This is a genomic window from Actinoplanes sp. NPDC048988, from assembly GCF_043197815.1.
Taxonomy (GTDB): Bacteria; Actinomycetota; Actinomycetes; order Mycobacteriales; family Micromonosporaceae; genus Actinoplanes.
Map to the genome: position 1 here is coordinate 998,631 of NZ_JBICTW010000001.1, position 21,518 is coordinate 1,020,148.

Below are 21,518 nucleotides of genomic sequence, written 5' to 3' on the forward strand. Positions count from 1 at the left end.
CCACCCGGGCTTAAGGAGCCACCGTGACGACCCGATACGAACGCCTGAAGATGCAGCGCCGCATGCAGCGGCGGATCCGGCTGGTGGTCGAGGAGCGGCGGATGGCGTTCGGCGCCGGAGCCGCAACCGACCCCGAGGAGACGATGGAGATCCCGCCGATGGCGCTGCCGCACCCGGCGCCCGCGGTCGGCCGGGTGCGTATCAAACACGCCTAGAAGTCGGCCGGAGCCAGCCAGCGGTGCAGGGTCGCCGCCCCGTCGCGGATCTTGCCGATCTCGACGTGCTCGTCCTGCGCGTGGGCCAGCAGCGGGTCGCCCGGGCCGTAGTTGAGGGCCGGGATGCCCAGCGCGGCGAAACGCGCCACGTCCGTCCAGCCCAGCTTCGCCGCCGGCTCCGCGCCCACGGCGGCCAGGAACTCACGCGCCGGCTCCGCGGTCAGGCCGGGCATCGCGCCCGGTGCCGAGTCGGTCAGCTCCACGTCGAAGCCCTCGAAGACCTCGTGCACGTGTTCCAAGGCCTGCTTTTCCGTACGGTCCGGGGCGAACCGCATGTTGACCTCGACGACACACTCGTCCGGCACGACGTTTCCGGCGACACCGCCCGAGATGCGTACGGCGCTGAGCCCTTCCCGGAACGTACAGCCGTCGATCGTGACCGTGCGGGCCCGGTAATCCGAGAGTCGCCGCAGCACCTCGCCCGCCGCGTGGATCGCGTTGACGCCGCGCCAGGCGCGGGCCGTGTGCGCCCGGCGGCCCGTCGTGCGTACCCGCACCCGAAGTGTCCCCTGGCAACCGGCCTCGACCACGCCGTACGTCGGCTCCAGCAGCACGGCGAAGTCGGCCCGCAGCCAGTCGGGCCGGTCCTCGGCGACCAGGCGCAGGCCGTTGAACTGGGAATCGATCTCCTCGGCCTCGTAGAAGAGGTAGGTGATGTCGTAGCCCGGGTCGGGCAGGGTGGCCGCCAGGTGCAGGGCCAGGGCGACGCCCGACTTCATGTCGGAGGTGCCGCAGCCGTAGATGAGGTCGTCGACGACGGTCGACGGGAAGTTGTCGTTCAGCGGCACCGTGTCGAGGTGGCCGGCGAGCACCACCCGCTGTTCGCGACCCAGATCCGTACGGGCCATCACCGTGTTGCCGAGCCGGTCCACGCTGAGGTGAGGCATCTGGCGGAGGGCTTCTTCGACGTAGCCGGCGATCCGCCGCTCGTCGCGGGAGACGGACTCGACGTCGACCAGGGCGCGGGTGAGCTGCACGGGGTCGACCAACACGTCCGGGGTCAGGGGGTTGGCCATAGGCCGCACGATACCGGCCGGAAGTGAATCACCCATCGACTTACGATCCTCATCACGCCCAGTAGAGTTCCGGCCGTGGACAACGCGATCTCGACCTCCCCCGCCTGGGGCATCGGCCTCGCCACCGTGACCGCGGATGGCCAGGTCCTCGACACCTGGTACCCCTTCCTCGGACTGGGCGAGCTGCCGGCCGAGCCGGCGGTGCTGCCGGCCGGGCTGACCGGGCCCAAGGCGCTGCCCGGCCTGTCGACGGTCGAGGTACGCACCACGATCGGCTCGCTGGCCGACCCGATCAAGGACGCCTCCGACGCGTACCTGCGGCTGCACCTGCTCTCGCACCGGCTGGTGGTTCCGAACGGGCTGAACCTCGACGGCGTCTTCGGCGCGCTGGCCAACGTGGCCTGGACCTCGGCCGGCCCCTGCCCGCCGGACCGGGTCGACGAGCTGCGCTTCATCGAGCGGGCCGCCGGCCGCCACCTGGCGGTGTACGGCGTCGACAAGTTCCCGCGGATGACCGACTACGTGACCCCGTCGGGCGTGCGGATCGCCGACGCCGACCGGGTGCGCCTCGGCGCCCACCTGGCCCCGGGCACGACGGTCATGCACGAGGGCTTCATCAACTTCAACGCCGGCACGCTGGGCACCTCGATGGTCGAGGGCCGGATCGTGCAGGGTGTCGTGGTCGGCGACGGCTCCGACATCGGCGGCGGGTCGTCCATCATGGGCACGCTCTCCGGCGGCGGCAAGGACAAGGTGCGCATCGGCGAGCGCAGCCTGATCGGCGCGAACGCGGGCATCGGCATCTCGCTCGGCGACGACTGCGTGGTGGAAGCGGGCGTCTACATCACGGCCGGCTCGAAGCTGACGCTGCCGGACGGCCGGGTGGTCAAGGCCCGCGAGCTCTCCGGCCTCGACAACCTGCTGTTCTGGCGCAACTCGGTGACGGGGGCGCTCGAGGCGCGGCCGCGCAAGGGTACGGGCATCGAGCTCAACGCCGCTCTGCACGCGAACGACTAGATCAGTGAGATGGCGGCCGCCGTTTTGACGGCGGCCGTCAGGTCTTCCAGCACCTCTGATCCGATCCGCCAGTACTGCCAGTAGAGCGGCACGTCGAGGAACTTGCCTGGAAATAATTGGACATAGTGCCCGGCGGCGATCCCGCTTTCCGCGATCGACGAGGGCACCATCCCCCAGCCCAGCCCTAGCTTGATCGCCTCGACGAAGGCCGCCGCCGCTGGGACGTAATGGATTGGCATTTCCGACATATCGGTCTGGATGGACTCCAGGAACCGGTGCTGCAACTGATCTTTGCGGTTGTAGACGATCATCGCGGTCGTCCCGGGGCGGCCCACCGGCAAATACCGCATAGCACCCAAAGACTCGATCCGGCATCCCTGCACGGCCACATGATCGGCGGTCACGGCGGCCATCGCCGTCCCCGACCGCAGCAGGTCAGCGGTGTAATCCTGATCGTCGGTGTGCAGCTCGTACCGCGGGCCCGGCACCTCGGCCAGCGCCGGCAGGAACCAGGTCAGCAACGAGTCCGCGTTCACCACGATCGACACCCGGGTGCCGTCGCGGGCCTGGCTCAGCGCCTCCCGCTCCAGCAGCGCCACCTGCCCGGCGAACCGCACCAGAGCCTCACCGGCCGGCGTCGCCACACACGGCTTGGCCCGCCGGAGGAGAACCTGGCCCACCGAACGCTCCAGCGCCTTGATCCGCTGGCTCACCGCCGACGGCGTCACGTGCAGCTGGCGGGCCGCCGCCTCGAAGCTGCCCGAGTCGACAACTGCCTGGAACGTGGCCAACTGAGCGAAGTCCATGATTAGAGAATCTAATGCAACCTCAAAATCTTTAGCTTGAGTACGGGATGGAGCACTCCTACCGTCGAAAGCGTGCTCACCTCCGTCCTCGCCGGGTTCGCCGCGTCCGCCGTCCTGATCGTCGCCATCGGCGCCCAGAACGCCTTCGTCCTGCGCCAGGGCCTGCGCCGCGAGCACGTGCTCGCCGTCGTCCTGGTCTGCGCCCTCTCCGACCTCTTCCTGATCCTGGCCGGCATCGGCGGGCTCGGCGCCGTGGTCACCGCCCGCCCCGACATGGTCACGATCATCCGCTGGGTCGGGGCAGCCTTCCTGATCACGTACGCCGTACTGGCCGCCCGCCGTGCCCTCCGCCCGGCCGCCCTGAACCCGGCCGAACGCGCACCCGCCACCCTGGGCGCGACCCTGCTCACCTGCCTGGCCCTGACCTATCTGAACCCGCACGTCTACCTCGACACGGTGCTGCTGCTCGGCTCGGTCGCCCAGCAACATCCGCACCGCTGGCTCTTCGGCGCCGGCGCGGCCGCCGCGAGCCTGGTCTGGTTCACCGCGCTCGGCGCCGGCGCCCACCGCCTGGCCCCGCTGCTGGCCCGTCCCGCGGCCTGGCGGATTCTGGACGGCTTCATCGCCTTGGTGATGCTCGCGGTGGCGGTGACACTGGTGGCGGGTTGACCCTCGACCAGGTCGAGGCACCAGGTTCTCAGGGGTGCGAGGAGACATGCGGAGCATCGGCGAGGTGGCGCGGGCCAGTGGGCTCAGCATCAGCGCGCTGCGGTACTACGACGGCGCGGGCGTGCTCGTCCCGGCCGAGGTGGACCCGGCGACGGGCTATCGCCGCTACGCCGCCGAGCAGGTCCGGGCGGCGCGGCTGATCGCCGGCCTGCGCCGGGTCGGCCTGCCGGTGCCGGAGATCGCCGAGGCCGTTCGCGAGCTGCACCATCCCGATGCCGTGCGCCGGCGGCTGGCCGACCACCGCCGCCGGCTCGAGGACGGGCTGGCCGACGCGAAGCGTGAGCTCCTGCGCATCCACGCCCTGCTCGACCTGGAGGAGCATCTGATGACCCGCCTGACCCTGCCCGGCGCCGCGCTGGCCGCCACGATCGACGCCGTCCGGTTCGCCGCGTCGGCCGACCCGACGCTGCCCATGCTCGGCACCGTCCTGTTCGACGTCACCGGCGACGTGCTCACCCTGGTCGCCACCGACCGCTTCCGGATGGCCGTGGCGAGCGTCGCCGCCACCGTCGAGGGGCCGCCGGCCCGGGCCGTCCTGCCGCTCGACTTCCTCGACGCCGTGCGCCCTCGGCTGGTCAACGGCCCGGTCGTGGTCGATCTGGCCGCGGTCGACGTGCGGGTCGACCTGCCCGACGGCCGGACCATCGACGGCAAGCCGCTCGACCTGGACTTCCCCGACCATCGACGGCTGCTCGACGGCCTGGCCGACCCGAGCCGCCGGGCCACGATCGACACGGCCGCCCTGCGCGCGGCGGTGGCGACCGGCCCGGCGGCGACCCGGGAGCATGACGGCATGGCGTACGAGGTCACGGTCCTGGGTTTCGACCCCGACGGGGGCGTCCGTCCCGTCCCGGAAAGCGAGTGGGCGACGAACACGGGAAGCCACGTAGCCGTGAATCGGGAGTTCCTGCTGCAGGCTCTCGATGCCGGCAACGCCGGCCAGCTGATCCTCGAGCTGGACGGACCCATCAAACCCCTCGCCGTCCGAGTTCCCGGCGATGATTCCCGCTTCTCGATCCTGATGCCGGTGAGACGCTGAGCCGACTGGCGACGGCTTGACGTGTCGGAGATTTCCGACGCATTATGGGTGCGTGCCAGAGATGGATGTCTTCGGGGCGCTGGCCAATCCGGTGCGCCGGGAGTTGCTGGAAGCGCTGCGTGACGGGCCGCTGCCCGCCGGGGAGCTGGCCGGGCGGTTCTCGTTGAGCCGGCCGGCCGTCTCCGAACATCTGGCGGTGCTGCGGCAGGCGCGGCTGGTCGTCGAGGAGCCGCGAGGCCGGCATCGCTACTACCACCTGGCCGCCGATCCGCTGGCCGAGGTGAGCGACTGGCTTCACCCGTTCGAGCGGTACTGGCGCGGGCGTCTGACCGCGCTGCGCGACTTCGTCGAGGGAGCGGAAGACCTGTGAGCAGCATCGAGTGCGACCAGTTCATCGCCCGGCCACCCGCTGCCGTGTGGCGGGCGCTGACCGAGCCCGCCCTGCTCGAGAAGTGGTGGGCGCCCGGCGACATCAAGCCGGTCGTCGGCCACCGCTTCACCCTCGACATGCGGGAGTGGGGACCGCAGTGGTGCGAGGTGCTGGAGGTGGAGCAGGAGAAGCTGCTGCGGTACACGTTCGCCGAGGGGGTCCTCGACACCACCATCACGTGGCGGCTGGAGCCGGAGGGCGGCGGAACGCGGCTTTTCCTGGTTCATGACGGCTTCGTGCCCGACTCGATGCCGCTGCACGGAATGGGCCGGGGCTGGCCGGGCCTGCTTCGCCGAGTCGAAGCCGCGGCGGTCTGAGCAGTTAACGACCGGTTAACCCGGATCTTGTTTTGAGCCATGTCACACCCCCTGCTTCGGACATAGGAAGAGTGGTTACCGTCGGGGTGTGCGCATCGGTCAGCGATACGAGGACACGGCCGACCCGGCCGTCGGCGAGCGCGCTACCGGCTGGGAGTTCGCCTGGCTGGACGGGCGTCACGTCGGTTCGGAGCCGACCTGGTCGTACCCCACGATCGCCCGCGCTCTCCTGCGCGACGCCGGCTCGCTGCTCGATCTCGACACCGGCAGCGGCGAGCTGCTGGCCGAGCTGACCCCGCTCCCCCGGCACACCGTCGCGGTGGAGAGCTGGGCGCGCAACACCCCCGTCGCCCGGGACAGGCTGGCGCCGTTCGACGTGCCGGTGCTGACCGAACTTCCCGGCGGCGAGGACGAATTCGACGTGGTGCTGAGCCGGCATGGGCGGCTCCCCGCGTCCGACATCGTCCGACTGCTGCGGCCCGGCGGCCGCCTCCTCACCCAGCAGGTCGGCAGCGACGACCTGGCCGGGCTCAACCACGCGCTGGACGCGCCGCCGGCCCACCGCCAGCCCTGGAACGCCGACGTCGCGGTGGACGCGCTCAGCGCCGCCGGACTCGAAGTCACCGACGTGCGCGAGGAGCGCCCGCCGGTCACCTTCCACGACATCGGTGCCGTGATCCGCCAACTGCGCGACCTGCCCTGGCAGATCCGCGACTTCACCCCGAGCCGCTACTCCGAGGCTCTCGCCCGACTGGACACGTTCATCCGCCTGCACGGCGGGCTGACCGTGACCGCGCACCGTTTCCTCGTGCAAGCAGTACGTCCTTAGAACCGCATCCCCCACAGGAAGATCGCCCCATGCGCTCTCTGGTCATCGCCGTCGCCCAACCGCCGGTACACCCGCTCGACATCACCGCCAACGTCACGCGGCACGCCTCCGCGGTTCGCGCGGCCGCCGCCCGCGTGGTGGTCTTCCCCGAGCTCTCGCTCACCGGGTACGACCTGGACGCGCCCCTGCTCAAGCCCGACGATCCGCGCCTGGCCCCGCTGGTGGATTCGTGTACCGCCACCGACACCGTCGCGCTGGTCGGCGCGCCGGTGCCGGGCCCGTACATCGCCATGCTGCGCGTCGACGCCGACGGCGTGCAGGTCGTCTACCGCAAGCAGTACCCGCACCACACCGAGGGCCGCTTCCTGGCCGGTGGCGGCCCGGAGGTCGTCGAGGTCGACGGCTGGCGCCTGGGCCTGGGCATCTGCCGCGACACCGGCATCGAGCAGCAGGCGGCCGACACGGCCGCGCTCGGCATCGACGCCTACGTGGCCGGTGTGGTCGACGAGCCCGCCGACGACGTCGTGCTGGCCGAGCGGGCGCGGCGGATCAGCACCACGTACGGCGTGTGGACCGCCATCGCCTCGTGCGCCGGCGCGAGCGGCCCGTCCTATCCGGCCACCGCCGGCCGCTCGGGCATCTGGCAGCCGGACGGCCTGGTCGCCGCCCGCACCGGCCGCGCCCCGGGTGAGATGGCCCGGGCCACGCTCTTCGCCGAGCAGCTGGCCCGCGTCTAGTCCAGAAACGCTCCGCAGCTGACGTTGATGCTGGCGCCCGTGATCGTGCGGGCCCAGTCCGACGCGGCGAAGACGGCCGCGTTCCCCACGTCCTCCAGGGTGGCGGCGCGGCCCAGCAGGGTGGTCGCGGTGATCATCTGGCGGATCTCCTCGGCCCCGGGCATGTCGTCCGGCAGCGACTCGGCGATGCCGGACGTGGCCAGCGTGACCACCCGGATGCCGTGCTCCCCCAACTCGGCCGCGAGCTGGCGGCGCAGCGCCTCGACGGCGGCGAACCCGGCCAGCAGGCCGCCGAGGCGGTGCATGCGGTTGGCCGCCTTGTCGCCCTCGCCGCCGAAGAACAGGATCACGCCCCGCCTGCGCGGGATCATGTGGCGGGCGGCGGCCCGCGTGGTCAGGAACTGCGAGCGCAGCGGCTTGGCCACCGGCGCCAGGTAGTCGTCGACGGCCATCTCGGCCAACGGGGTGCCCTGCACGTCGTACGTCGAGGTCACGTTCACCGAGATGTCGATCTGCCCGACCTCGGCCGCGTGCGCGTCGACCGCCGCCTCGTCCAGCGCGTCGAGCACGGCGGTCTCGGCCCGCCCGCCGGCCTCCCGGATCGCGCCGGCGACCCGGTCCAGGCGTGACGCCGTACGGCCGGCCAGAAAGACCCTGGCCCCTTGAGCCGCGAAAGCCCTGGCCATGGCTCCGCCGACGGAACCGCCACCGCCGTAGATGATCGCGTTCCGGTCGTTCAGCAGCATCTCCCGCTCCCGTCTTTCATCGCCGCGCCAGCACCAGGGTCGTGTGCAGGTCGAGGGTGATCGTGCCGCCGAAGCCGTCGATCGCCGCGCGCAGATCGTCGAGCACGCGGCGCCGCATCGCCGGCGGGTGCCGCCGGAACGGCGAGAAGGTCTCGGTCAGGGCCAGATAGCCGTCGGTGCTGAGCCGCAGGTCCGCATGCCACTCAAGCTCCTCGACGCTCGGCCACACGCCGCAGCCGCGAACGTCCTCGGCGATCCAGTGGGCCGGCCGCATCGGCACGTCGCGGCCGGCCCGGTCGAAGACCTCACCGATGGCCACCGACTGGGCGGCGTCGGCGTAGCCGAACCGATGCCCGAAGACCGCCAGAACACCGCCGGGGGCCAGCGCGTCCGCGGCGCGGCGGTTGCGGGTCCCGGCATCCATCCAGTGCCAGGCCATCGCGCAGGCGAGCAGGGCCACGCCGCCGGCCGGAGGCGCCCACTGCTCGAAGGTGGTCTCGAGAATCTGGACGCCGGGGAACTTGGCGCGCAGGACGGCGGCCATACGCGGGTCGGGCTCGATCGCGGTGACGTCGTCGCACAGGCCGAGCAGCACCTCGGTGCCCTTGCCGGTGCCGGCGCCGATGTCCACGGCGCGGCCGTCCGGCGCCCGCTCGGCGATGGCCCGGCGCAGTTGTTCCGGATAGCCGGGGCGTACGTCGTCGTAGAGACCGGCCACCTCGCCGAAGACCAGAGCCATGGACCCGACCGTAGCGGCTAGGCTCGATCCCGTGCAGCACCATTTGCGGCCCGAGGGAACGCCGCCGACCAACGGATACAGCCACGCGGTCACCGTCACCGGCGCGCTGGTGCTGGTCTCGGGCCAGGTGCCGCTCGACGCGGACGGGCAGCTCGTGGGCCCGGGCGACGCGCTGGAACAGACGCGCCAGGTCTTCCGCAACGTCGCGGCGGCGCTGGCCGCCGCCGGAGCCTCGATGTCCGATGTGGTCAAGCTGACCGTCTTTCTGACGGACCTGGGCGATCTGGGAGCTTTCCGTACGGCCCGGGACGAGGTCATCGACCGTACGAAGCCGCCCGCGAGCTCGCTCGTCCAGGTGGCCGCTCTGGTCGATCCCGCCTTCAAAGTCGAGATCGAGGCCATCGCCGCGACAGAGGCATAGCCTGGAAGCCTCTTTCAGGTGACGCACTGGGAAAATAGCGTCACTCATTAGTGTCCAGGCGCACTTGCCGAGCGGCAAGTATCGCGATTTTGAACCCCCATTTCTCACATTACAGCGCCGTATCGGATCAGTGGATCTCAACTTTGGTTGATGCCGTGGCAGCCGGCTGATAGCGACTCGTTGTCACTGGTCACGGCGGTTCGGACGATCTCAGACGCAAGCCCGGAGCTTGAAGGCTCACGTTCCCGTCATCCTTGCGGGGTCAACGGAACGGCGGTAGTCGCTTGTCTTCACGTGCGGAACAGCACGGGCGGAAGCACTATCGTTTCTCCGTACGGGTTCGGTCATCTTTGTCGCAGCGCCGGAACGCCGAGAGCACCGGCCACACCATTCACAAGCGATTAGTTGACCGTCCCAGGAGGACCCCGAAATGCGTAAGTTCACCAAGCGTTCCGCCGCACTCGTCGCCGGCGCCGTCCTCGCCGTCGCCGGAGGAACCGCCGCGTTCGCCTACGCCTCCGGCTGGTTCAAGGGAAGCGCGGACGTCAGCGCCTCCTCCTCGGCGATCAAGGTTGTGACGACCACAGTGAAGATCGCCGGCACGAGTCCGGAGACGCGCCTCTGGCCGGGGCACTCGGTCACCATCCCCCCGGCGACCGTCAACAACGAAAACGACTACCCGGTGAAGATCAATGAGATCAAGATCGACAAGGTCGAGTCGGACTCCAAGAGCTGTGGCGTGAAAGAGGCCGACCTGAGCTTCGGTCCGGTTCCGAACAACACCGTCATCCCGGCCGGCCAATCACCCACGGCGGTCGTCCTCGGCACCATCAAAATGGGTCAGTATGCCGACCCGGCCTGCGCGAACCAGACCCTCAAGGTCACCGCGACGATGAGCGGCGAGATCGCCGCCAGCTGATGTGCCACGGGTGGGTGCGTGACGCACCCACCCGCACCGAAAGCACACCTTCGATCCGAGTGAGGCGACCTTGAAGGCATGGCTGACCGCCATCACGGCCACCGCCACGCTGGTGATGGCCTGCGTCGTAGCGGCCTCCGGCCAGCAAGGCACGCCCGATGAGCAGGCCATGGTCCTCACCCATGGCGACCGCGATGACAGCGGTAGTGTCCGGCTCTCGCTGACTGGCCAGCCGGTGACGAGTCTCTACCCCGGCGCTACCCGCCGGATCAAGGTGAGTGTGGTCAACCCCTTCGACTTTCCCTTGACCCTGGGAAGCCTCGACGCCCGCGTGGTGGGAACAGCTCGGCGCGACTGCCCAGCCACGCCGGCCAACCTCCGGGTCGGTGATTACAACGGGCGCCTGCCCGTTGCCGTCCGGCCGCACCAACGCGTTACTTTGTCCGGCTCGATAGCGGTGACCATGCCCAGGGGCGCGACGCCCAAGTGCGCGAACACCAAGTTCACCATCGCACTGACCGGAACGGGCTGGAAGGCCGGGCGATGAGGAACCAGGCGAGATACCTGTTGGTGGGCGCCACCGTAGCGGCACTCGGAATCGCCGGCACTCTCGTCGCTGAAGCCGATTGGATGATCGGCGGATCCGCCGAAGTCAGGGCACGCACCGCCGGTATGCCACGAGGGGTGAAACCCAGCGTCGCGAAGCAGTCCAAGGCCGCAGTGGTGAGTTGGAGTGCGCAGGAGATCGCGCCGGGGATCCGGATGGACCACTACGTCGTGACGGCGCACAGTGTCGATGTGCCGATGCTGCCGAGCATCTCGCGCGCCGTCGCCGCGACGGGAAAGGCAACCGAGTCGGTCGTCTTCGGGGCCGACGAGGTGGCGGGTGGGCGGTGGTACTGGACGATTGTTCCTCGCTTCGCCCTCTGGACCGGGGCCGAGGGCGGCAGAAGCACCAAGCTCAACTTCCCGGCGCCGACGAAGGCCGCGCAGGCCGTCGCCGAAGTCGCCCGTGCCGCTCCGACCGCCACGCCCGCCGCACCCGTTCCCACAGCTTCTACCGAGGCCGCCGTCGTTTCCGGCACCGCGCCGGCGGCCGTTTCGCGGTCGAGTCCGACGGCCGGGCCCACGCCCGGTGACTCGCCGCCATCCACCAGCGGGACGACCCCTTCGGAGCAGCCACCGAAACCGGTCGAGCCGTCCGCCAGCGACTCGGCACCGGCGGACATTCCTGAATAGGTGGGGAAATGATCGAGCCCCCGGCGGGGTCCCGCGCCGGGGGCTCGATCGATTTAGCCGGGGCCTCGATTAGCCCGGTCGAATTAGTCCGTTCGACGCGATCTGGGCGATGCTCCGAGAACGCGACATCCATTCGTACCGGGCGGGGTGCCGTGGATTTGCTTTTTTGGTTTTCGCTGCTAGGGCCGCGTCCGCGCCGATAATGGCCACTCTGTACGAAAGCCCAGGTCAGCGCGGCCGCGCTCGTTTGTCACGGGGGTTCCCCCGACCGGGTTAGGCCGGACAGGCGGGCTTGTGCGATTTATGCGCGCACATCGGCGGACGGAATCCCGATCACATGACCCGGCGTCGTCGGCGACCGTTGTACAAACAGTAAACACCGGCCGTCGAGGAGGAGCGCGCGAACATGGAGGCACCGTCATGATGCGGCGTGAAGTCCTCACTCGGCTGCGTGAAGGCGGCAACCGCGACCGCGGCAGGAACGGCAACCGGACCGGTGACATGCACATCGAGCTCGAGACGGCCGACCACGAGGAGCCGACGTGGGAGGTGCGCAGCCCGGGCGACGTCCGCCGCGGCGCCAAGCTGGACCGGCGTACCCGGACCATCCTGAGTGTCGCGGCGGTCGCCGCGGTCGTGGTCAACGCGGGTGCGGCCTGGGCCTACTGGCAGATCACCGGGTCCGAGACGCGGCCCGTCTCCGACGCCGGGCCGGTCGAGCTGGCCCTGCGCGGGCGGTCCGACCTGAACGTGCCGCTGCGGCGCGGGGACAGCGGGAATCTGACCGTCACCGTCACCAATGACACCGGCTACCCCATCCGGATCACCGCGGTCGGCCCGGGCACCGGCAACATCGTCGCCGACCCCGAGCACCGCGACGCCGGCTGCACCGGTGCCGCCGTCGTGTTCACCCGGCCCCGGTTCGACGTGACCTGGGAGGTGGAGCAGAACGCCGTCCGCGCGTTCGCCGTCACCACGGCCCTCACCATGAACCGGAACGCCGCGGCCGCGTGCGAGGGGGCGATCTTCACCGTGCCGGTACAGGCCTCCGGCGTACGCCAGACGTCGGATTGAGGTTTCCTCGGGCCGTTATCGCGGAACCTGCACCTCATGACAAGGATCTCCGTAGTGACCGGCGCGAGCGGCGGCATCGGCCGGGCGGTGGCCCGCCGGCTGGCGGCGCGCGGCGACGCGGTCGCTCTGCTGGCGCGCGGATCGGACGGCCTGGCCGCGGCCGCCGAGGACGTGCGCCGCGCCGGCGGCACCCCGCTGCCGCTGGAAGTGGACATGGCCGACTTCGCCGCAGTCGACGAGGCGGCCGGCCGGATCGAGAAGGAGCTCGGCCCGATCGACCTGTGGGTGAACAACGCGTTCAGCTCGGTGTTCGCCCGTTTCGCGGACATCGGCATGGACGAGTTCACCCGCACCACCGAGGTGACCTACCTCGGCTACGTGTACGGCACGAAGGCCGCGCTGACCCGCATGCGGCCGCGCGACCGCGGCACGATCGTGCAGGTCGGGTCGGCCCTGTCCTACCGCGGCATCCCGCTGCAGACCGCCTACTGCGGGGCCAAGCACGCCATCCAGGGCTTCAACGAGGCGCTGCGGGTGGAGCTGCTGCACGACAAGAGCAACGTGCACACGACGATGGTGCTGATGCCCGCCGTGAACACGCCGCAGTTCCGCTGGGTGCTGTCCCGGCTGCCCCGCCAGGCCCAGCCGGTGCCGCCGATCTACCAGCCCGAGGTGGCGGCCAAGGCCGTCCTGTACGCGGCCGAGCACCCGAAGCGCCGCGAATACTGGGTGGGCGGCTCCACAGCGGGGACGATGATCGCCAACGCGGTCGCGCCCGGTGTCCTCGACCGCTACCTGGCCAAGACCGGCTTCGACAGCCAGCAGACCGACGAGAAGCGCCCGGCCGACGAGCCGGCCAACCTGTGGGATCCGGCCGACGGCCGGGGCGAGCCGGACGCGGGCGCGCACGGCGATTTCGACGACCAGGCCAAGTCCCGCAGCGCCCAGCTCTGGCTGTCGCAGCACCACGGCCTGATCGCGGCCGGGCTGGCCGGCGCCGCCCTGGTCTGGGCGGCGAACAAGCTCAGATAGCGCGGATGTTGCGGCGGTGGCGGCCGTCGTGCTCCCGCTCCGCGTGCAGGAGTTCGCTGCGCAGCGCACGGTGGTGCTTGCCGTCGTGCGCGGCCAGTTCCTCGACCTCGGCCGGCACCACGACCGAGTGGCGCAGCACCTCGCCGGCCCGCTCGGCCGAGGTGCGGGCCACCTCCTCGTCGTGGGTGGCGGCCTCGATGCTCTCGGCCACGACCTTCGCCATCGCCTCGCCGTACGTGCGGGCGTCCTGGATGCCGCGCTCGTGCAGGAGGGTGGCCTCGTGCTCGTGCCGGCGGGCGACCCGGGCCTCGTTGCGCTCGTACGCGTTGCCCTTGGAGGCGAACTTGAGCCCGACGGCCGCGCAGTCCAGCGCCACCAGCAGCAGCATGATGCCGATGTAGAAGACGCCGACGCCCCAGAAGTCGGTGGTCACGAGGTGCCACATGGCGGCGGTGCGGGCGCCGAAGCCGGCGTTGTCGCGCACCGACTCGGTGTTCAGGGCCCGCTGCTCGCCGATCCGCCGGGTCAGCTCCACCTGCTCGGCGTTGCGGGCCTCGCGGGCCGCGCGCTGCGTGTCGAGCAGCGTCCCGGCCTGCTTGTCGAGCGTGGCCGCCTCGACGTCGAGCGACCGTGAGCGCTTGACCAGGGAGTCGCAGTAGCCGCCGCTCGGGCAGCCGGCGGCCCGGGACACGCCGTTGCCGGCCGAGTCGGCGAGGGCCTGGTCGTAGAGGTCGCGGGCGTCGTGCCGTTTCTGGGCGGCCCGGTCGGTCAGGTCGCGCACGGCGGCGTCATCGGCGGCCGTCTCCCGCTTGAGTTCGCCCAGCCGTACGACGTACGTACCAATAACTCCGCTTTTGTCCATCTGACTGAGCTGCTGGTTGTGCACCTCGTTGAGCCGGGCGTCGATCTCGCCCTGATAGCGGGAGAGCATCAACGGCTCGGTGATGAGCACGGCGAACAGCAGCGCCAGGCCGAGCCGGCCCGCGTAGAGGCCGATCGTGGGCCGCTTCAGGAAGTGCTGGGGATCGGTGGAGTCGAGCCGTTCGTAGCTGATCGACACCCGGCCCACCACGGCCCGGTCGTACGCGACCACTCCCGCCGCGACCATCGGGCCGACCAGCCAGCGGTACCAGGGATGCTGGTAGTTGGAGCCGGCGTCGATGAAAGCGGCGCCACCGAGCGTGGCGTACACGAAGTAGAGAAGGATGAAAGCACCGATCGCGGAGTAGAGAACCCGGTCGGTGTGTGTGGTCACGCTGTCGGGGTTGACGTTCGCGACCCGCAGCAGGACGTCTCCGCGGCCCTTCGGCATGTCGACCAGTCTTGCCGAAAAGGGTGGTTCTCCGGACGGTTTTCGCGATAGCGGACAACTTGCTGCTAGGCCGAGAGGTCGGGCTCGGTGATCGTCACCCGGACCGTGACCGCCGCCTGCACGGTCTGCCGCTGCGGGTCCAGCTCGAACCCGCGGTCGGGGTCACTCGCCATGTCGAAGCCGACGCTCTGGGCCCGCATCATCACCGGGCCGCCGCCCACACCCTCGTCGGCGATCTGGACCAGCCGGTCGACCCGGGCGCCGACCGCCGCCGCATACTCCCTCGCGCGAGCCAGCGCGTCGGCGATCGCCTCGCGCCGCACCTCACCGCCGGCCTTGCTGCCCGGACGCAGCTGCCACCACGGCCCGGACACGGTCGCGAACTCGAGCCCGGCCAGCCGCAGCAGAAGGGCGCCCAGCGCGTCGAAATCGGTCACGGTCACCCGGGTGTCGACATTTCCCGTGTACGCCACGACGCGCTCACTGCCGCGCTTGAGCTCCGGGAACACCTGCACCGCGCCGGTCTCGCTGTCCTCCCGCTCGAGCACGGCCCGCAGCGCGGCCGAGCGCTCGAGCAGCCGGCTGACCACGGTCTCACGGTCGCGGTCGCGGGCCGAAACGGTCACGGAGATGACTGCCTGCTCGGGCGGCACCTCGCGGAACGCCTCGCCGCGGACCACGATCGTCGGTTGCTCGCTCATGGACGAAACGCTACCCGGACAGCCGCTGAAGGTCGGTGGCCCAGTCGGCGGCCCGGCGCACGGAAAGATCGACCCGGTCGGCCAGGCGGCGGAGATTTCCCGCGTACGCCGGCAGCCCGGCGGCCGCGGTCTCGTCGGCCTCGATCGCGGCCCCGACGAACCGGCCGGTCAGGTCGGCGCCGAGATGACCCAGATCGGCGAAGTACGCGACATTGCCCGCCCGGGCGGGGCCGAGCCACCGGGAGATCGCGGTCTCCATGAGCGACAGAACCGGCGCGGCCCGGCCCGCGACCGCCCGCAGCAGTTCGATGATCCGCTCGACGCCGGGGCCGAGCCGGCCCAGCAGCCCGTCGACAGCCGTGATGGCCTCGCCGACCTGGGCCGGCAGATCCGGCACGACGGCCGGCCAGACGCCGTCGGCCCGCAGCAGGAGCCGGGATCGCTCGATCAGATCCCGCACCGACTCGGCGAGCTGCTGCCACGCGTCGCTCAGCCGCCCGGCCGCCTCCTGGAGCAACTCGGTGGCCGCACGGAAGGTGCCGTCGTCGGCCATCAGCTCCGCCACACGCCGAGGGTGTCGTCGCGGCCCCGCGCCAGCTCGGTGAGGGCGTCACGCGCGTCGGCGACAAGCCGTTCGGTATCGCCGGGAGTGGGCCGTCGCGGGCCGGCCTCGGCGCGCTCGATCCGCCCGCCGCGCACATGCAGCCGGAACAGACCTCGCGGGCCGGCGACGACCCGGGGCGCCTGCCGCTCCCGCATCCGCTTGCCGGCCTCGTCGATCAGCCGGTACGCCTCGGCGATCCGCCCTCGCGCGGCATCGAGAAAGTCGGCCGCGTCCGGCGACGGCAGATCCGGCAATGGCGTCAGCGTGCCGATGGTGTCGGGCTTTTGCGGGGTGCCGTTGCGGCGCCTCAGCAGTGGCACCAATGCCGCTTTCATGCGGGCCGATTCCAGGGCCTCGATCAGGCCGGCGGCCACGTCGTCCGAGCCCAGGGCATCCCACCAGCCGGGCCGTAGTCCGATGTCGACGAACCGGCCCACCGAGTCGACCACCGCCCACGCGGTGCCCGTCCGGTCCGGGCCGGTGATCCGCTGGGCCTGGCTCGGCGACGACTCGACATCGGACACGAACCGCCGCGCGTCGGCGAGGCGGGCATCGCTATCCGTTTTGCGTGCGTGGACGAAAGAGTTCACCGGCGCTCCCCCGATCTCCGGCTGCCACCGAGAGTAGCGCACAACCCGGCCGCCATTCGACCCCGCGAATCCCCGCCTCGGGACTTGATCAGCGGTTTCGACGATCTCAGGTACGGATCAGGGGAGTGATCCGGTGATCACGATCAGCGACGGCGAGCGGTGATCAGGTGAGACGGGCGACGGCCGCCGCGACCCGCTCGTCGGTGGCGGTCAGCGCGATCCGGACGTACTTGTCCGCCGCCGGCCCATAGAAAGCGCCCGGTGCGGCCAGGATGCCCCGCTCAGCGAGCCAGTCGACGGTCTGCCAGCTGTCCTCGCCCCGAGTCGACCACAGGTAGAGGCCCGCCTCGGAGTGGCTGATCTCGAAACCGGCTTTCGCCAGCGCCGTACGCAGGGTGTCGCGGCGCGCGCCGTAGAGGTCGCGCTGGGCCGCCAGGTGCGTCTCGTCGCCCAGGGCCGCGATCATGGCCGCCTGCACGGGCGCCGGAACGATCATGCCGGCGTGTTTACGGACCGCGAGGAGCTCGCCGATCAGGGCGGGGTCGCCGCCGACGAACCCGGCCCGGTATCCCGCCAGGTTGGACCGCTTGGAGAGCGAGTGCACGGCGATCACGCCGGTGTAGTCGCCGCCGGTCACCGCGTCGTCGAGCACCGAGACCGGCTGCGTCTCCCAGCCCAGGGACAGGTAGCACTCGTCGCTGGCGACCACGGCGCCGCGCTCGCGCGCCCAGTCGACGACCTTGCGCAGGTGCTCGGCCGGCAGGACCCTGCCGGTCGGGTTGGACGGCGAGTTGATCCAGACCAGCTTGACGCGCGGGGTGGGCCCGACCGCGGTCAGCGAGTCGGACCGGATCACCGTCGCGCCGGCCAGCCGGACCCCCACCTCGTACGTCGGATAGCAGACCGACGGGATCACCACGACGTCACCCGGGCCGACCCCGAGCAGGGTCGGCAGCCAGGCCACGAGCTCCTTGGAGCCGATCGTGGGCAGCACGCCCAGCGGGCCCGACGCGTGGCACGCGCGGGCCAGCCAGTCACCGATCGCCGCCCGCAGCGCCGGGGTGCCGGCGGTCAACGGGTACCCCGGAGCGTCCGACGCCTCCGCGAGGGCGCGCCGGATCAGCTCGGGAACCGGGTCGACCGGGGTGCCGACCGAGAGGTCGACGATCCCGTCGGGGTGAGCGGCGGCCTTGGCCTTGGCGGGCTCCAGGAGATCCCAGGGAAAGTCCGGCAGGGCCGCCGAAAGCGCGCTCAAGCCTTCGGCGGGAGGGCGACGATGAACGGCGAGTCCTTGTCGATCTTGCCGACCTTGGCCGCGCCACCGGGCGAGCCGAGGTCCTCGAAGAACTCGTAGTTCGCGTTCGTGTAGTCCTTCCACTGCTCCGGGACGTCATCCTCGTAGAAGATCGCCTCGACCGGGCAGACCGGCTCACACGCCCCGCAGTCGACGCACTCATCGGGGTGGATGTAGAGCATCCGGTTGCCCTCGTAGATGCAGTCGACGGGGCATTCCTCGATGCATGCCTTGTCGAGCACATCGACGCACGGCTCAGCGATGATGTAGGTCACGGGTCTTTCCCTCCAAAGCCTCGCACGGCTCACCGCCGGCGACAGTTGCAGAGCCTAGTATCTCCGCCGGAGGAGGTGACACGTGCTCCGTCGGCAGGATGTGGGACACCGGGTGGTGGTACGCCGAATTGTAGGCGTTACCCCGGACCGGACGCTCTACACGGATGCCCTGGGCGAGCTGGTCGACCTCACGGACACCGATCTCACCATCGCCACCGACAAGGGCACCGTCAAGGTGCCCCTGCGCGAGGTGCACCGGGCCAAGCGGGTGCCGCCGGCCCGCCGCCCGCCGGCCCGTGACGTCATCGACCTGGAACTCGCCGCGAACGCCGCCTGGCCGGCCCCGGTGCAGGCCCGGCTCGGCAGCTGGATCCTGCGCGCGGCCGGCAACTGGACCGGCCGGGCCAATTCCGCGCTGGCCGTGGGCGACCCCGACCGCACGCTCGAGGCGGCGATCGACGCCGTGACCGAGTGGTACACCGCGCACGGCCAGCGGCCGCTGATCAACGCGCCGATGCCGCTCGCGGCCCCGGTCAACGCGGCCCTGGACGCCCGCGGATGGACGGCGCGGCCGCTCACCCTCGTACAGACGGCCCTGCTCACGCCCTTGATCTCCCGCCTGGAGGCCCGCACCGACCTGCCACCGGTCGAGTTGGCCGACACCCCCGGCGACGACTGGTACGCCATGGTGGCCGAGCACAAGGGCACGCTGCCGGCGGCCGCGGCGCACATCCTGACCGGGCCCGACGAGGTCGTGTTCGCCCAGGTCCGGGACGGCGACGGCGAGCTGATGGCGGTCGCCCGGGGCGCGGTCACCGACCCGGGCCGCCGGCTGGGCGTCTCGCTGCTGCAGACGGCCCCGGCCGCTCGCCGCCGCGGTCTCGCCCAGCACGTGGTGCGCGGCCTGGCCCAGTGGGCCACGCAGCACAACGCGACCCGCGCCTACCTTCAGGTCGAGGAGCGCAACACGGCCGCGGTGACGTTGTACGGCCGGATCGGCTTCACGACCCACCACACGTACCTGACGCGCGAAGCGCCGCTCTAGCGACGGACGACCCGGCGCGGTTTCGCCCGGCGGGTCTCGCTGTAGGCCTTCAGTGACCGCGACCGGTAGTCCTTGCCCAGCATCATGGCCACCCAGTACCCGACGAGCGTGCCCGCGATCGCGAAGCCGCCGTAGAGCCAGACCTGCGAGAAGAAGTTGCCGGCGCCGCCCGAGAACGGCTGCCCGCCGCTGATGAACGGTCCAACCAGGATGGTCAGCAGCAGGCCGCCGACGGCGCCGAACACCAGGTCGGGCAGAAGCCACTCGGAGGGCCGGCGGCGCTGCGACACGATGAAGGTGTAGACCGCGAGGACCAGGCCGATCAGGGCGAACATGGTGATCGAGGCGCGGTTCTCGGCGACGTCGTCGCCGTCGAACACGAACCGCGTGAGCAGCCGGGCCACCACATTTATCGCGAACAGACCGACCGCCAGCGCGGCGGCCGGGAACCAGCGCTGCTGCCTCATTCTTCCTCCCCGCACACGAATCGTGGTTCGGGATCGTAGCGCCAGGTGAACTTCTTGCGCTCGATCTCCCGGCCATCTTTGCGGATGACGCGCCATGCGTCCTGAGTGAAACCTGGGAGTCCGCTGCTAGTTAGGCACCGGGGCCCGTCCTCGCGGTGCACGGTGGGCGGGCTGGTCCGGTTGCGCCGCGGCCCGTACACGGTCTTCACGCTGTCGTAGACCTTGGTGCCCCACATCGAGACGGTCACGGAACGGCCCGTGGTCGCGGTGTCGACGAGGATCCCGTACGGCGTGGTGTTCTTGAACCTGAGATCGAGGGTGGGATAGAAGATCGTCGACTCGATGACGGCCGGGTAGCGCGAGAAGTAGAACGAGTGCGGCTTGTGCTCGACGTCCTCGAGACCCGCGTAGTAGGCGGCGTTGAACAGAGTCGTCGTGAATTGGGAGGCCCCACCGGCGACGCCCGGCTCGAGCACCCCGTTGACGATCACGGGCGCGTCCTTGTATCCGTTGTGGTAGCCGCGCTCACCGGTGTGCCCGTTGAGGGAGAACGTCTCGCCCGGCTTGACCACGGCGCCGTCGACCGCCTTGGCGATCGTGATGATGTTCTGGCTGCGCGGCGACTTCGCGCCCCCGGTGAAGTACGTGGTGAAGGTCGACACCCGCTCCTTGATCCCGAGCCCGGCCAGCTCGGCGTCGGTGCCACTGGCCGGCGTGTCCACGAGGGTCGCGGTGATCGCGCGCGGCGCCGGCTTCGGCAGCGCGGCGAGCAGCTCGCCGCCGAGCGCGACGGCTTTGCCCGGCGTACTCGCGACGACCTTCGGAGCTCCACCGGCCAGCGAGATCTTGGCCTGCTGGGCGGGCGTCTCGGCCTTGGCGAACTCCCCGGCGGCCGCGGCCCGCAGTTTCGCCGCATCGATGGCCGGCGTCAGCCGCCCATCGGCATCCGAGCGGAAGACCAGCCCCTTCGCGATCGCCGCCGGCGCCAGCTGAAACCTCACAGCGCCCACGGCCACGGTCACCGGCGCCGCCACCGCGGGCCTGGCCAGACCGGCGATCAGCTCATCGACCTGCGCTTTGGTGGTCACCGGGGTCCGCTCGACAAGCGGCACCACGGCCAGATCCCCCAGGGGCCAAGCCTCACGCACCCTGGCGGCCGCGACCCGCCGGTCAAGGTCAAGACCGGCTTGGGGGTACGTGGCCACGGGCGCGACACCGGCGAAGGAGAGGCCCGGCCGCTTCATGGTGACCCGCCCGGCCGGGACCTGCTTCCTGAGCACCGCCTCGAGCTTCTGCTCGTCGACCCGGACGACGGCCGCGATCTCCCTGGTCCCGAAGAACCGCGGCCCACTGCCGGCCGCCGCGTCGACAGTCGCCGGAACGTCGATGGCAAGCCCCACCGCCGCCGGCTGAAGGGTCACCGCTATGCCATCGACCGCGACCCGTGCCGGCCGCGTGGCCCGAGCCTGCGCCTCAGCGCTGATCAGGCGCTCGGCTTCAGCCCGCGACGTGGCCCCGAGATCAATCCCGAACACCTGGGTTCCGCGCGGGATGTCCCCGGCCGTGACATAGGCCCCGCCGCCGGCCGCCCCCAGGCCGAGCACAGCGACGAGACCACCCGCGACCAGCCAACGAGCCTTCACCCGCGGCCGTGCCGCCACGGGCACGTCAGCAGGCGCCGGCGCAGCAGCGGGCGCCGGCGCAGGAGCGGGCGCGGGCCCAGCAGCCGGCACGGGCTCAGCAGCGGGCACGGGCTCAGCAGCGGGCGCGGGCTCTGGCCCAGTAGCCGGCGCGGACGCAGCAGCCGGCGCGGACCCAGTAGCCGGCGCAGACGCACTAGCCAGCGCGGACCCAGCAGCGGGCGC

Annotated in this window: 27 protein-coding genes; 15 read left to right on the forward strand and 12 right to left on the reverse strand. The window is 71.0% G+C overall.

What is annotated here, in order from left to right; translation table 11 throughout:
• Positions 1 to 23 precede the first annotated feature (23 nt).
• On the forward strand, positions 24 to 215 hold the full coding sequence (locus ACGFJ7_RS04345) for a hypothetical protein (RefSeq protein ID WP_360243145.1): 192 nt from the start codon (positions 24 to 26) through the stop codon (positions 213 to 215).
• On the opposite strand, the gene dapE is transcribed toward ACGFJ7_RS04345, so the two are convergent.
• On the reverse strand, positions 212 to 1,291 hold the full coding sequence (dapE, locus tag ACGFJ7_RS04350) for a succinyl-diaminopimelate desuccinylase (protein ID WP_360243148.1): 1,080 nt from the start codon (positions 1,289 to 1,291) through the stop codon (positions 212 to 214). The genes ACGFJ7_RS04345 and dapE overlap by 4 nt on opposite strands.
• A 75-nt stretch (positions 1,292 to 1,366) precedes the next feature.
• Here dapE and dapD point away from each other — a divergent pair, with 75 nt between their 5' ends.
• On the forward strand, positions 1,367 to 2,308 hold the full coding sequence (dapD, locus tag ACGFJ7_RS04355) for a 2,3,4,5-tetrahydropyridine-2,6-dicarboxylate N-succinyltransferase (RefSeq protein ID WP_360243151.1): 942 nt from the start codon (positions 1,367 to 1,369) through the stop codon (positions 2,306 to 2,308).
• On the opposite strand, the gene ACGFJ7_RS04360 is transcribed toward dapD, so the two are convergent.
• Entirely contained in the window at positions 2,305 to 3,117 is an 813-nt protein-coding gene (locus ACGFJ7_RS04360) for a LysR family transcriptional regulator ArgP (RefSeq protein WP_392641293.1), read from the reverse strand. The genes dapD and ACGFJ7_RS04360 overlap by 4 nt on opposite strands.
• A 69-nt stretch (positions 3,118 to 3,186) precedes the next feature.
• Between ACGFJ7_RS04360 and ACGFJ7_RS04365 the strand changes: the two genes are divergently transcribed.
• The 6 genes from ACGFJ7_RS04365 to ACGFJ7_RS04390 all read left to right on the forward strand — a co-directional run bounded on the left by ACGFJ7_RS04365 (position 3,187) and on the right by ACGFJ7_RS04390 (position 7,195).
• The gene (locus ACGFJ7_RS04365) at positions 3,187 to 3,783 is read left to right on the forward strand and encodes a LysE/ArgO family amino acid transporter (protein WP_392640832.1); all 597 of its coding nucleotides are present in this window, start codon (positions 3,187 to 3,189) and stop codon (positions 3,781 to 3,783) included.
• A 46-nt stretch (positions 3,784 to 3,829) separates the two neighbouring features.
• Entirely contained in the window at positions 3,830 to 4,882 is a 1,053-nt protein-coding gene (locus tag ACGFJ7_RS04370; protein ID WP_360243157.1) for a MerR family transcriptional regulator, read from the forward strand.
• A gap of 61 nt (positions 4,883 to 4,943) precedes the next feature.
• Positions 4,944 to 5,252, forward strand: a complete 309-nt coding sequence (locus ACGFJ7_RS04375; protein WP_392641295.1) for a metalloregulator ArsR/SmtB family transcription factor — start codon at positions 4,944 to 4,946, stop codon at positions 5,250 to 5,252.
• A complete protein-coding gene (locus ACGFJ7_RS04380) occupies positions 5,249 to 5,629 on the forward strand; it encodes an SRPBCC domain-containing protein (RefSeq protein ID WP_392640835.1) in 381 nt (126 codons plus the stop codon). Before ACGFJ7_RS04375 ends, ACGFJ7_RS04380 begins: the two co-directional genes overlap by 4 nt.
• 88 nt (positions 5,630 to 5,717) lie before the next feature.
• The gene (locus ACGFJ7_RS04385; RefSeq protein WP_392640838.1) at positions 5,718 to 6,458 is read left to right on the forward strand and encodes a class I SAM-dependent methyltransferase; all 741 of its coding nucleotides are present in this window, start codon (positions 5,718 to 5,720) and stop codon (positions 6,456 to 6,458) included.
• Positions 6,459 to 6,487: 29 nt separating this feature from the next.
• Positions 6,488 to 7,195, forward strand: a complete 708-nt coding sequence (locus tag ACGFJ7_RS04390; protein ID WP_392640841.1) for a carbon-nitrogen hydrolase family protein — start codon at positions 6,488 to 6,490, stop codon at positions 7,193 to 7,195.
• On the opposite strand, the gene ACGFJ7_RS04395 is transcribed toward ACGFJ7_RS04390, so the two are convergent.
• The gene (locus tag ACGFJ7_RS04395) at positions 7,192 to 7,941 is read right to left on the reverse strand and encodes an SDR family NAD(P)-dependent oxidoreductase (RefSeq protein WP_392640844.1); all 750 of its coding nucleotides are present in this window, start codon (positions 7,939 to 7,941) and stop codon (positions 7,192 to 7,194) included. The two genes, ACGFJ7_RS04390 and ACGFJ7_RS04395, sit on opposite strands and share 4 nt — an antisense overlap.
• Before the next feature lie 16 nt (positions 7,942 to 7,957).
• Positions 7,958 to 8,680 (reverse strand): class I SAM-dependent methyltransferase, encoded by a 723-nt coding sequence (locus ACGFJ7_RS04400; RefSeq protein ID WP_392640846.1) that lies wholly within the window; start codon positions 8,678 to 8,680, stop codon positions 7,958 to 7,960.
• Positions 8,681 to 8,711: 31 nt separating this feature from the next.
• Here ACGFJ7_RS04400 and ACGFJ7_RS04405 point away from each other — a divergent pair, with 31 nt between their 5' ends.
• The 6 genes from ACGFJ7_RS04405 to ACGFJ7_RS04430 all read left to right on the forward strand — a co-directional run bounded on the left by ACGFJ7_RS04405 (position 8,712) and on the right by ACGFJ7_RS04430 (position 13,365).
• Positions 8,712 to 9,101, forward strand: a complete 390-nt coding sequence (locus ACGFJ7_RS04405) for a RidA family protein (RefSeq protein WP_360243178.1) — start codon at positions 8,712 to 8,714, stop codon at positions 9,099 to 9,101.
• A 430-nt stretch (positions 9,102 to 9,531) separates the two neighbouring features.
• Positions 9,532 to 10,020, forward strand: coding sequence for a hypothetical protein (locus ACGFJ7_RS04410; RefSeq protein ID WP_392640849.1), 489 nt, complete (start codon positions 9,532 to 9,534; stop codon positions 10,018 to 10,020).
• 70 nt (positions 10,021 to 10,090) lie between these two features.
• Positions 10,091 to 10,567: a hypothetical protein gene (locus ACGFJ7_RS04415; RefSeq protein ID WP_392640852.1), complete on the forward strand. Its 477-nt coding sequence runs from the start codon at positions 10,091 to 10,093 to the stop codon at positions 10,565 to 10,567.
• Positions 10,568 to 10,590: 23 nt separating this feature from the next.
• Positions 10,591 to 11,259, forward strand: a complete 669-nt coding sequence (locus ACGFJ7_RS04420; RefSeq protein WP_392640855.1) for a hypothetical protein — start codon at positions 10,591 to 10,593, stop codon at positions 11,257 to 11,259.
• Between the two features lie 420 nt (positions 11,260 to 11,679).
• On the forward strand, positions 11,680 to 12,333 hold the full coding sequence (locus ACGFJ7_RS04425) for a hypothetical protein (RefSeq protein WP_392640858.1): 654 nt from the start codon (positions 11,680 to 11,682) through the stop codon (positions 12,331 to 12,333).
• A gap of 36 nt (positions 12,334 to 12,369) precedes the next feature.
• Entirely contained in the window at positions 12,370 to 13,365 is a 996-nt protein-coding gene (locus tag ACGFJ7_RS04430) for an SDR family oxidoreductase (protein WP_392640861.1), read from the forward strand.
• On the opposite strand, the gene ACGFJ7_RS04435 is transcribed toward ACGFJ7_RS04430, so the two are convergent.
• From ACGFJ7_RS04435 to fdxA, 6 genes are all read right to left on the reverse strand, one after another.
• Positions 13,358 to 14,677, reverse strand: a complete 1,320-nt coding sequence (locus ACGFJ7_RS04435; RefSeq protein ID WP_360243196.1) for a DUF4407 domain-containing protein — start codon at positions 14,675 to 14,677, stop codon at positions 13,358 to 13,360. The two genes, ACGFJ7_RS04430 and ACGFJ7_RS04435, sit on opposite strands and share 8 nt — an antisense overlap.
• A gap of 65 nt (positions 14,678 to 14,742) precedes the next feature.
• Complete coding sequence (locus ACGFJ7_RS04440; RefSeq protein WP_360243199.1) at positions 14,743 to 15,378, reverse strand: SIMPL domain-containing protein; 636 nt, start codon at positions 15,376 to 15,378, stop codon at positions 14,743 to 14,745.
• A 10-nt stretch (positions 15,379 to 15,388) separates the two neighbouring features.
• Positions 15,389 to 15,943, reverse strand: a complete 555-nt coding sequence (locus ACGFJ7_RS04445) for a hypothetical protein (RefSeq protein WP_392640864.1) — start codon at positions 15,941 to 15,943, stop codon at positions 15,389 to 15,391.
• A complete protein-coding gene (locus ACGFJ7_RS04450; protein WP_392640867.1) occupies positions 15,931 to 16,572 on the reverse strand; it encodes a hypothetical protein in 642 nt (213 codons plus the stop codon). Before ACGFJ7_RS04450 ends, ACGFJ7_RS04445 begins: the two co-directional genes overlap by 13 nt.
• Positions 16,573 to 16,735: 163 nt before the next feature.
• A complete protein-coding gene (dapC, locus tag ACGFJ7_RS04455; RefSeq protein ID WP_392640870.1) occupies positions 16,736 to 17,827 on the reverse strand; it encodes a succinyldiaminopimelate transaminase in 1,092 nt (363 codons plus the stop codon).
• Entirely contained in the window at positions 17,824 to 18,141 is a 318-nt protein-coding gene (fdxA, locus tag ACGFJ7_RS04460; protein ID WP_218854020.1) for a ferredoxin, read from the reverse strand. Before fdxA ends, dapC begins: the two co-directional genes overlap by 4 nt.
• Before the next feature lie 82 nt (positions 18,142 to 18,223).
• Between fdxA and ACGFJ7_RS04465 the strand changes: the two genes are divergently transcribed.
• Positions 18,224 to 19,186, forward strand: a complete 963-nt coding sequence (locus ACGFJ7_RS04465) for a GNAT family N-acetyltransferase (RefSeq protein WP_392640873.1) — start codon at positions 18,224 to 18,226, stop codon at positions 19,184 to 19,186.
• Here ACGFJ7_RS04465 and ACGFJ7_RS04470 read toward each other — a convergent pair.
• A complete protein-coding gene (locus ACGFJ7_RS04470) occupies positions 19,183 to 19,653 on the reverse strand; it encodes a hypothetical protein (RefSeq protein WP_360243214.1) in 471 nt (156 codons plus the stop codon). The genes ACGFJ7_RS04465 and ACGFJ7_RS04470 overlap by 4 nt on opposite strands.
• The gene (locus tag ACGFJ7_RS04475; protein ID WP_392640876.1) at positions 19,650 to 21,404 is read right to left on the reverse strand and encodes a VanW family protein; all 1,755 of its coding nucleotides are present in this window, start codon (positions 21,402 to 21,404) and stop codon (positions 19,650 to 19,652) included. The genes ACGFJ7_RS04470 and ACGFJ7_RS04475 overlap by 4 nt, the downstream gene beginning before the upstream one ends.
• Positions 21,405 to 21,518: the final 114 nt, after the last annotated feature.

Coding starts and splice junctions, on each gene's coding strand:
- ACGFJ7_RS04470 (WP_360243214.1), bottom strand. CDS start 19,653: ATGAGGCAGCAGCGCTGGTTCCCGGCCGCCGCGCTGGCGGTCGGTCTG.
- ACGFJ7_RS04425 (WP_392640858.1), top strand. CDS start 11,680: ATGATGCGGCGTGAAGTCCTCACTCGGCTGCGTGAAGGCGGCAACCGC.
- ACGFJ7_RS04370 (WP_360243157.1), top strand. CDS start 3,830: ATGCGGAGCATCGGCGAGGTGGCGCGGGCCAGTGGGCTCAGCATCAGC.
- ACGFJ7_RS04440 (WP_360243199.1), bottom strand. CDS start 15,378: ATGAGCGAGCAACCGACGATCGTGGTCCGCGGCGAGGCGTTCCGCGAG.
- ACGFJ7_RS04395 (WP_392640844.1), bottom strand. CDS start 7,941: ATGCTGCTGAACGACCGGAACGCGATCATCTACGGCGGTGGCGGTTCC.
- ACGFJ7_RS04400 (WP_392640846.1), bottom strand. CDS start 8,680: ATGGCTCTGGTCTTCGGCGAGGTGGCCGGTCTCTACGACGACGTACGC.
- dapE (WP_360243148.1), bottom strand. CDS start 1,291: ATGGCCAACCCCCTGACCCCGGACGTGTTGGTCGACCCCGTGCAGCTC.
- ACGFJ7_RS04375 (WP_392641295.1), top strand. CDS start 4,944: ATGGATGTCTTCGGGGCGCTGGCCAATCCGGTGCGCCGGGAGTTGCTG.
- ACGFJ7_RS04430 (WP_392640861.1), top strand. CDS start 12,370: ATGACAAGGATCTCCGTAGTGACCGGCGCGAGCGGCGGCATCGGCCGG.
- ACGFJ7_RS04410 (WP_392640849.1), top strand. CDS start 9,532: ATGCGTAAGTTCACCAAGCGTTCCGCCGCACTCGTCGCCGGCGCCGTC.
- ACGFJ7_RS04435 (WP_360243196.1), bottom strand. CDS start 14,677: ATGCCGAAGGGCCGCGGAGACGTCCTGCTGCGGGTCGCGAACGTCAAC.
- ACGFJ7_RS04390 (WP_392640841.1), top strand. CDS start 6,488: ATGCGCTCTCTGGTCATCGCCGTCGCCCAACCGCCGGTACACCCGCTC.